This window comes from Vibrio sp. YT-19(2023) (assembly GCF_033337395.1).
This window is the reverse complement of sequence record NZ_JAWOQN010000450.1, coordinates 1-726: the sequence shown is the minus strand read 5'-3', so window position 1 is coordinate 726 and position 726 is coordinate 1. Positions and strand designations below refer to the sequence as shown.

The window sequence follows — 726 nt, the reverse complement described above, 5'->3', positions numbered from 1 at the left end:
GAGATTTTACAAAACGCTGGTGAAGCAGACGATGAAGGTACTGCGGCACTGATGGGTGATTACATCCGTGAGCAAGAAAAACTGATGTGGATGCTTAACGCTTACCTACAAGGCTAAGTTCAAACATTTACATACGATTCGGGAATAAGCCAAAGGAGCACATGAGTGCTCCTTTTTTTGTCTCTGAGAATTGGCAATCTGATTCGTTGAGCTTTTCGGACAAAGGGATCAGTGCGCTGATTCAAAGTACGCCAGCAAATCGGACAGTTCTCTCACCGCAAGTGATGCCGAATTTTGAAATTGTTCGGTGATGCCGTGATGCACTAAACAAGACGGCATTTGTGCATTGTACGCAGCTTGTAAATCGTAAAGGAAGTCACCGACATACAGCACTTCATTTGGCATCAAACGCCACTCCTTGGCGAGCACTTGTAGCGATAAAGGATCGGGTTTTGGTGGATAACATTCACGCGTGATCACTTGCTCAACGGTGATTTGGTTATGTTCCAATTTTCTTTGTGTCGCAATTAGGCAGTTTCGCGTCACGATGGCGGTTTTAATCGTTTTTTTATCCAAGTAGTTCAGCAATTCATGACAACCAATCATCGGGCTAGACTGTTCAGCATCGGAAATCTCGTGGTCAAAAATGACATTATGTGCATGCTCTTTGTGATGCGGGTGATCGATGCGCTCTACGAAATCCAATAAATCTTCTGTTTGAGGGCA

2 protein-coding genes are annotated in these 726 nt (G+C 44.4%); one reads left to right on the top strand and one right to left on the bottom strand.

Translation table 11 applies throughout. The features are described from left to right. A partial coding sequence (locus tag R7E78_RS26465) for a ferritin-like domain-containing protein (protein ID WP_318058656.1) occupies positions 1–117 on the top strand: 117 nt, incomplete at its 5' end. Positions 118–228: 111 nt separating this feature from the next. Here the strand turns inward: R7E78_RS26465 and R7E78_RS26460 are convergent. Continuing rightward, positions 229–726, bottom strand: a 498-nt coding sequence (locus R7E78_RS26460) for an HAD family hydrolase (protein WP_318058655.1), incomplete at its 5' end; no start/stop codon positions are given.